Annotated in this window: 1 pseudogene; it reads right to left on the reverse strand. The window is 70.0% G+C overall.

Features of this window, described 5'->3' with window-relative positions:
- Nucleotides 1-8,967 (reverse strand): annotated as a pseudogene (locus tag ACFHWE_RS23190) (hypothetical protein); the annotation flags it as partial.

Genomic DNA, 8,967 nt, shown 5'->3' on the forward strand with positions numbered 1-8,967 from the left:
GGGGCGGGGGTTTTCGGGGAAGGGCAGGTCGAGCAGGCCGTTGGGGTCGTAGGGGCGTTTGCTGGATCGTTTGAGGAAGGCCAGTGGGTCCTGGCCGTCATCGGGGTGTTTGGGGTCCAGGCCCGGCAGCGGCGGGGTGGTTTTGGGGTCGAAAAGGTTCCAGGACGGGGATGGTCCGGGTTCTTCGCTGTTGGGTGCGGGCGGGGTGTCCTCGGTTTCTCCCAGCGGCCACACCAGCGCCTCCTGGCCGACCGTCGGTTCGTGCCCGTTTCGGTCAGGTGAGGCTCCGTTGGCGTATTCGGCCGTGTCGGGGAGGTCGGTGCGCATGATGTGGACGGCGTTGTGCCCCGAAGGGGTCGCTATCGGAGCGTCGTCGGTGCCGTCGAGATGGAACCACTCCGGATCCGTCTCGCTCTCCGAACGGCCCTGGTGACTCATGAGCGTCCGCCACCGGCTCTTGAGGCCGTCGTACTCCTCCTGGAAGCGTGCTCTGTCGTCGCTCAGATGGCCGAGGCGGTCCTGCGCTTCCCGCAGCGCGGTTCGGAGGTCGCCCATACGGGACTCCAGTCGGCCCAACCGGAGGTCGAGCGCGTGCCGCTCGTCGGTGACCTCTCGCAGGTCCGCCCTGGCCTGTTCGGCGCGTGCGTCGGCGTCGCGGGCCGCTGCGGCGAGTTCGGCATAACGCTCAGCGGTGCCCTCCTGCCGGGTCCGGGCCCGCTCCAGGGCCCGCTCGGCCCGCTCGGCCTCCTCCCTGGCGGCCCGTTCGGCCTGCTCCGCTCTCCCCGCCTCGCCACGTGTCCGCTCGGCCTCGCGCCACAGCGCCTGGAGGTCCTGCCGGGCGCGCTCCTCGTCGCGCCCGCGCTCGGCCAGGGCCTTGGTCAGGGCGTCCGCTTCCCGACGGGCCTCGGCAAGGGAGCGTTCGGCGCTCTCAGCCTCCCGCTGACGGGCGTGGGAGGCGTCGTCGAGGTGTCCGATGGCGATGTCCCAGGCGTGGAGCGCCTCGGGAGTGCTCTCCAAGGGATGTTCGCCCCACCGTGTCTCGTAGGCCCGACGGGCGTGTTCGTGCTCCCTGACCGCGCTGTTGGCACGCGACTGCAGTTCGGGGAGCCGTTCGACCAGGTCGTTCAGGCGCCGTCGGTCGTGTGCGTCCTGCCTTCGCCGCTCCTGGAACCGGGCCTGGGCTTCGTCGTGGCGCGTCTGCGCGTCGTGGGCGGTGGCGGCGGCCCGAGCGGTCCGTTCGGTGGCGGCGACGGCCTCCGCTTCCAACGCTTCATGGCGGTATCGGGCCTCATCGGCGGCACCGGCCGCATTCCGTGCCCGTTCCGCTGCGGCGTCGGCCTCGGTGCCCGCCTGCGCGGCTTCCCTCTCCGTCCGGGCGCTCTCGGTCTGCCTCTGGCCGAGATCGGCCTCGACCTGGGAGAGCCGGTCGCCGAGCTGGCTCTGTTCCAGCGCCAGGCGCATGAGCTCGGCGTCGGTGGCCTCGGCCCGCTCCCGGAGCGGCTCCACCACGATGTCGAGCCGTGCGATCCGCGAGGCGAGTGCGCCGCCTCGCCGCCTCAGGTCGGCGATCTCCCGAGCCGTTTCGGCGATCCGGTCCGAGGCGTCGGCGGGCGGGGTGCCGGTGCCCTGGTCCGTGCCGCCGGAATCCTGACCGAGTGTGATGTTGAGTTCGGAAACGAAGCGGTCGGCCAGATTCTCCTGGCCGCGGTCGGTCCTGGCGGCTGTCCGTGCCGTGCCGTCAGGTTCGGCGGCCTCATCGATCGTCTCCAGGACAGGACCGGAGGCACGGCCCCTGCCGAAGCTTCCCCCGCCGCTCTCCCGGCCTGCGAGACTGCCACCACGGGTGCCCTGCTCGCCTCTGGTGTCGCCCTCCGAGGTGTCCGCGGGGCCGGCTGTGCTGGTGGGTACGGGCGCAGGGGCGTCCGTTCCGGTGCCCCGACCGGGGGCCTCGCCTTTGCTCTTGGCGTCGTCTGGTCGCGCGGCGGCTTCACGCAGCTCGTTCAGGGCCGTGACCCAGCGGTCCGTGACCCGTTCGAACTCGATGCGGCGCTTGTCCTGGACGGCTTCCAGCCGCTCGTACTCCTGCCGAGCCTGCGGGTTCTCGGGGTCGGCCACGTACGCGGCGGCCACGGGCTCCAGGGACCTGCGCGCCTCCAGGTAACCCATCTCCGCTGCGCTGACCTCCTCCTGGACCAGGTGCAGGCGCGCGGTCAGCGGCTTCAGACGGTCGGAGTGCTCCTGGCCGATGATCCCCAGACGGACCGCGTCCCCCTGGGTGATCCAGCCGCTCACCTTGGTATCGGTGTGTCCCACCTGCCAGCGGGCGGGCGGCTTGGGCTGTCGGCCCAGTGCCTTGCGCACACCGTCCTTGACGTATCCCGCCGCCCTGCGGAAAGCGGAGCCGCGCAGTTGAGACGTGGCGCCGATCGCCCACTTGGCGTCCAACTCCACCAGGAGCATGGGGCCCAGACGGCCACGGGTGAAGTCGGGGGCGTCGGCGGGGTGAGCGCCGCGGTTGTCCCCGCCCGCCGATACCGAGGTGGACGTCCCCGAGGCCGAACCGTAGATGTTGGCCGTGTGGTCCTCGTAGATCGGCGACTGGTCGCTGCGGCCCGCCGGGCGGGCGTCGAACGTCTTGGACAGAGTTCCCGTGTGGCCGAAGGACGTCGACGTGGACTCGTCCTCGTTGTGGAAGTCGTTGATCCGCCCGCTGGGGGCGACGTCGAGGATCCTCGCGGAGGAGTGGTCCGTCAGCGCCTTGAAGGTCCATTCGGTCCGACCGATCCGGATCAGATCGGTGTTCTCATGGGTCGCCTGAGCGTAGAGCGCCTTGAGGGCGATCTCGTTGAGGCTCTGGTCGATAGCGTTGTAGCGCGTGTTCAGGCCCAGCTTGTGGGCGGTGTGCTCGCGTGCCGACCGGATCGCCTCGGGGGTGTAGCGCCCGTCCGCCACCGCGTTCGGGGGCGGGGTCCACCCCAGGGACCTGGCCACCACGACGTGTGCGGTGTCGCGTACCCGCTGGCCGCTGTTCTCGACGGCGGTGGGGACCACGAGCGGATAGCGTTCGGGGGCCTGTCCCTCCGGTGTGTTGTCCCGTGTCCACGTCCGCATCATCTCGTTCAGGGACGCGTAGACGTCGTTGACGGGGCGCTCCGGGGCTTCGGTGTCCCCGGTACGCCGGTCTCCGTCGCCGCCCGCGCTGTCCGCCCGGGCGCGGACTGTGCCGGTGGAGGCGGTCGCGGGGGGCTGGGGCCGGTCTCCGCCTTCACTCCCTCCGGCTCGGTCGCCGAGGAGCTCGATGTACGAGGTGGGATAAACGGTCTCCACACGGCCCGCGTCGCCGCTGCCGCTGAACTCTCGTCGGTCCGTGGCGGCGGGCTGTTCGTACAGCACCCGGTTGGCCAGGTTCTGCTTCGTGGAGAACGTCAGGTCGAGGGTGAGCCGACTGTTCTGGCTGACCTTCACGTAGGGGGTGTCCAGGGCCAGGTCGACCAGTTGCGATTCCGACCGCGACTCGGACCGCGCGACGGTGCGCGAACCCCCCTTGCTCAGGTACGCGGCCGGTCCGGTGATGTAGGGGCGGCTGTCGTTCGGTGACTCCGACATCGGACCGTCGCCGCCGGGGTGGAAGGGCATCGGGGTGAGCAGCAGGTTCTCCGTGCCCGCACTGCCTGCGGGGGAACGGGAGACGTCCCTGCCCGAGGACACCTCCCACTTGTGCTTCTCCCGGTACTCGTTGGTGTTGCCCAGGTACTGGACCTCGGTGTCGGAGGTGTCCAGGCGTACACGGACGGTGGCCTCCAGCGCCAGCGGGGCGGTCGCGGGCGAGTTCATGTGGGCCAGCGACTGGTCGATGGCCCGGACCCGCACCGGGACGGGGATACCGCTGTTGGGGACCTGGCCGAGCTGTGAGGTGAGGGCGTGCAGCACGCTGTTCCTGCTGCCGACGGTCAGCTCCCACCCCTCCGAGGCCAGGTCGTCGACCAGGTTCTGGAGCGCGACCCCGGGATCGGCGGGCTTGGTGCGCTTGCCCGAGTTCTCGAACCCGGGCCGTACCCGCACGTTCTCCGGCGTTCTGGGCTCGGGTTGGGGCTCCAGGACCAGTGTCCCGTCCCGGTCGACGACCCTGTCCTCCACCATCCCGGCGTGCATGGCGTCGCGGACGTGGACCAGGCCGGACAGCAGGTCGGAGACGTGTGCCTGCCAGCCGCGGAAGTGGGGGAGCCCGGGGAAGGTCGGCCCGATGCTCCAGTTCTTGATGAACTCCAGGGCCTGTCTGACCGTGCCTGAGGCGGTGAACGCGTACGAAAGCGGAACCTTCGGCAGGAAGGAGATCTGCTGTGAGTAGGACCTGCTCTCATTGTGGCCCCATGACTTGGCGAAGAGGCTCCAGCCCGCGCCCGGTCCCAGGAAGGGGATGGGTTTCAGGCCGTCGTTGTTGGTGAGCGGCTGGTTCGGGTCGGGGCCGTCGCCGGGCTGCGGGTTCCAGTGGTTCGCCCAGCCCAGGCCCACCGCGTTCAGGTTGACGGGCCACGACGTGACCGAGCCGTCGGCCAGGTTCAGGGTGGTCCTGTCCTCCCAGATGACCATGGCGTTGGAGTGGGTGAAGGTGTCGACGGAGGTGATGTCGACATCGGTGGCCACTGTGGCGCGTACGTCGTGCGGGGACCAGAAACCGCCACTCGTTTCGAAGCGGACCCGGGTCCCGTTCTTGGCCGCGGCCAGGACCTGGGGGGAGACCGCGGTGGGCAGGAGCTCCTTGTTGCCCTGCGCTCTCCGGAGGAAGTGGTCCATCTTGCGGCTGAGGCCGTCGTGTAGCCGCCTTTCGCGGTAGCCCCGCGACAGTGCCTGGTAGGTCTGCTCCAGGATGTTCGTGAGCCGGTCGTCGTTCTCGGTGCGAAAGTGCGTCTCGAAGCCGTAGACGCTGGCCGAGAGCTTCTTCATCCGTTCCGCGCGTCGTTGCGCCCGGTTGCTTTCGCTCGTGGGGGCGGCGGATTCGGTCTGTTTCGTGTCTTCGCGTGGGGTGGTGAGGGTGTTGTCCGGTGCGGTGGCAGGGGTGTCCTCGCGTGGCGTGGTGGTGGAGGGACCGGCTTCCTCCACGGCCTCGCGCGGGGTGACTCTGACGTGCCGGGGCGTGCCCGTCTGAGCGCCGTCCCGGGTGGTGTTCGCCGTGTCCTCGCCCGTGGCGTCTGTCGGCGGGGAGGGTGCTTCCGTCCGGTTACGGCGCTTCCAGAAGTCGCGCCGCCTGCGGACGGTGTCGGCGCCGGGCTCCGTGCCGCCCTTGATCATCCGCTCCGCCTGGTCGTGCGGGAGCGGTTGGATGTCCCGCGCCCTGGGGTTCCACGGGTCGGAACGGCCCGTTGGGCCGGAAGCCGGCTCCGTCGGGGTCTCCACGATCAGCCGGCTCCGGAACGGGGCGCCCAGGAGGGGGAGCCCTCGTTCCCGCAACGGGCGGTCGCTTCCGCGGGGCCTGCCGATGTCGTCGTACTCGTACAGCCGGGCGTCGAAGGTGGTCGATGAGTGCCACACATCCGACTCGTCCGGGAAGTAGACGCCGTTCTCCGACCAGTGGCTGAGCTCTTGGCCCTGGCCCTCCGACCGCGCACGCCCACCCGACAGGGACACCGCCGGGTAACCGCCTCCGTCTGGGAGGCCGCCCACGTCGTAGTTGTCGCTCTCCCAGACGAACATCCCGCCGCCCAGGGCCAGGGAGTGGCCGTACTGTTTTCCCCGGCCGCTCGACCGGCCCGCCGTGCCCCGGAGCTCCCCGCCCAGCCACCCGTCGATACGGCGCACGTACCGCAGCCGATCGAAGCCCGCGGTCAGGCGCACCGTGACGAACCTGGGCCGGATGAGTTTCTCGTCGGACCTGAACAGCGAGGCCGGGTTGACGGCGGCGGGCTCGTACAGGTCGACGGTGATGCCGCCCCGGGCCAGATCGTTGAGCCCTCCGCGGAGCCCGGCCTCGGAGACCGTGTCCAGGATCTTGAGCGTGTTGAAACGGGCGATGTCGTAGTTGCGCCGCAGCGGGCGGTGCTCACGGGGCGACCGGTCGAAGTATCCGGCCTCCTCACGTCCCGGACGCCGGGCGTAGGTGTCCTTTCCTCTGGCCAGATCGGGCAGGACCAGGCCCGGACGGTGCTCGGACAACCCGTTCAGGATGTTCAGGGCCAGGGCCTCGTAGACCGTGCGCGCTTTCCCGCCGTCGCCGTCGCGGTACTGTGCCCCGTCGGGCCAGGTGAAGGCGCGCGGCGCCGCTCCGGCGAAGTGTGTGGGATGGTCGAGCGCCAAGTGGTCGAAGGGCGGCCGTGCGGGGGGGCGGGTACCGGAGGAACCGTCCCCTCCCGTCGGGGTGTCGGCGGCGGACGCGTCCTCCCTCGCCGCACCCTTGCCGGTATCGGCCGAGGACGGCCGGTCCGTTTCCGGGGTCTCGGTGCCCCGGGCCTGGCTCGGTGGGGGAGGCGGGTGCTCCCCGTTCAGGACACGGGAGTCGTTGCTGGACAGCAACTCCACCGTGTCTCCGCGGAACCTGTAGATGTTCGGGTCACCGTCGAACTGGACGTAGTAGTTGCGCTCGACCTCGTAGGGCGACATGTCGTTGGGCCCCAGGGTCATCCAGTTCACCGATCCGGCGCGTGCGGTGGCATCCCGCTCGGACCCCTGCACGCTTCCGGAGTATTCGATGAAGGGGGCGTCGACCCGCCCCGCCCGCGCCCCCGGGAAGTCGACGCTCAGCCCCATACCCCCGCCGACCCCGAAGCCGACCGTGTTCTTCTTGTTCAGGTTCGTCTCGACCGACTTCGCCGAGACGTTGACCCTCGTGTTGTAGTTGGGCTGGACCGTGTGGCCGCGGCGTGTGTAGTCGGTGGGTACCGACCACATGGTCATGACCCGCCTCGCGCCCGTGACGTCGGTGAGGCTGACCGGTACGGGGCCACCGGTCATGCGGGGCAGGCGATTGCGTAGCGCGCTCCTGGAGAACTCGCGTTCCACCTGCCTGTCGATCTCGGCGCGCCGCTCTGGTCGCGGGTCGAGGAACGACGGCAGGGTGTCGCGCATCCGATCCCGTGTGCGCTGCGGCTTGTCGACCCTGTTCAGGTAGTCGGTGACCCATGTGTTCAGGGAGGTGCCACTGCTCTCCCCGACACCCCGGATGTCTCCCACGCGGATGACGTGTCCCTGGCCCGCGCGCGGGTCGATGGCTAGGCGGCCGTCGTCGTCGCCTGCGGGGGTGAACGGGTCGCGGAGCCTGATCGAGGTGGGGCCCGTGCTCGCGGTGACGGTGTTGGGCGTGATCATGGCCAGCCCGTTCTCGGACTTCACGGTCACCGGTCTGGTACTGTTCCCACCCTCGATGGAGGCCCCCTCGCCGGTCGGCCTGATGCTCACGGTCATGTCGAGGTCCGCGACGAAGACCTCTGGCTTGCCCTTGATCTCGTATAGGGAGGACATGTCGTTGACGTTGGACACGGACTGGTTGCTCGACCGAACCCGGCTTCCCCCGGAGAAGCGGCCCCTCAGACGGGGGCCGACGCTGTTGCCGCTCGGCGTGGCGTCGACGTAGAGAGGGCTCACAGTCAGTGCCACGCCGAGCGATGCGCCGCCGCCGTGTACCCCGCTGGAGTTTTGCGAGATCGGTTCGCCGGTGACGTCGACGAATTTCAGTGTGGAACCGCCGGATGCCTCGTCCAGGGTGGTCGGGACGAGGAAGAAGTCCCCCGTGGTGGGGCGCAGCGAGACATCGACCCGCCACGTGCGCCCGTCGCCGCCGGTGGCGGTGAAGGCGCGGCCCTCGTCGCCGAAGAAGGCGTGCACGTTTCTGTTGATCTGCTCCCTCACCTGACGGTGCAGGTCGTCCTTGGCGGACTGGTCCATTCCGTGGCGCCGATCCGCCGCTCTCTCGTCGACGAACGCAGGGAACTTTTCGGGAACGATCGTGTAGGTCGGCAGTGTGTTGGCGCCCAGCAGGTAGCCGAGGTCGTAGACGGTTCCGTTCCGGTCCGGGGCCGGCCAGCTCTCATAGCCGCTGAGGGAGGGAGGGGGCGACTGCTCCTCCCGGTCACGGCCGTCGCGATCGGTCCGCTCGCCGGTGGTGCCGTCGTGGTCGTTACCGTTCTCGGTCGTGTCGGTGCGCTCCGGGGCGGATTCCTCCCGAGTCCGTGTACGGGCCTCCGTGTCGTTTTCCTCGCTTCCCGGGCCGCTGTCGGCGGTCTGGGTGGTCAGGGGGGACCTGTCCTTCTCCTTGGCCGGTGTGCCGCTTCCGTCCCCCGGCTCGTTGCCGTCCTCGGTCTCGCTGCTGGCTGGCAGGGCGTCGTTCGTGGCCGGTCTCCGATCGGTGGTCCCGGTTCGTTCACCGGTGTCGGCGGAGCCGGTGGTGTGGGTTCGGGGTGTGTCGGTCGGAGCGGTGTTGGTGGGGGTGGCCTGTCCGGCGGGGGGTGGCGCGGTGGTGCTGTGTGCGGGGGTGATCTCGGGGACGATGAAGGCGCTGGTGCTGTCAGGTGCCCAGGGCAGGGGTGAGGAAGGGAGGGGAGCTGTGCCCTTGGGGTCGAGATCGAGGCCGGTGAGGAGGGGGTTCTTGGGTTCGGTGAGGTTGAGGGGCAGGGGTGTGCCGGTTCTTGGGGTGGTGGTCCCGGGGGTGGTGGGCGCGGTGTCGGTGGATGCGGTGTCGTAGAGGCTGCTGTCGTAGAGCGTGTCGGTGTCGGTTTCCGAGGACTGCAGGGGTGGGTGGGGGGTGTCGGCTGTCTGGTCACCGGGCTGTGGGGGGGTGGCGCGGCCGGTCCCCGTGCTGGTGGGGGCGTCTTGCCGGGTGGGGGTGGTACCCGTTCCCGTGCTGGTTCCGGTGCCTGTTCCCGGCCCGGTGGGCGTGGGGTAGTTGGGGAGTTCGGTGCCGGTGGTGATGCCGGTGACGGTGAAGACGCTGATGTCGGTGTTGCTGTTGGCCCAGGGCAGGGGGGAGGAGGGGAGGGC

It is taken from the genome of Nocardiopsis sp. LOL_012 (genome assembly GCF_048060475.1).
In the GTDB taxonomy this organism is placed as follows: Bacteria; Actinomycetota; Actinomycetes; order Streptosporangiales; family Streptosporangiaceae; genus Nocardiopsis.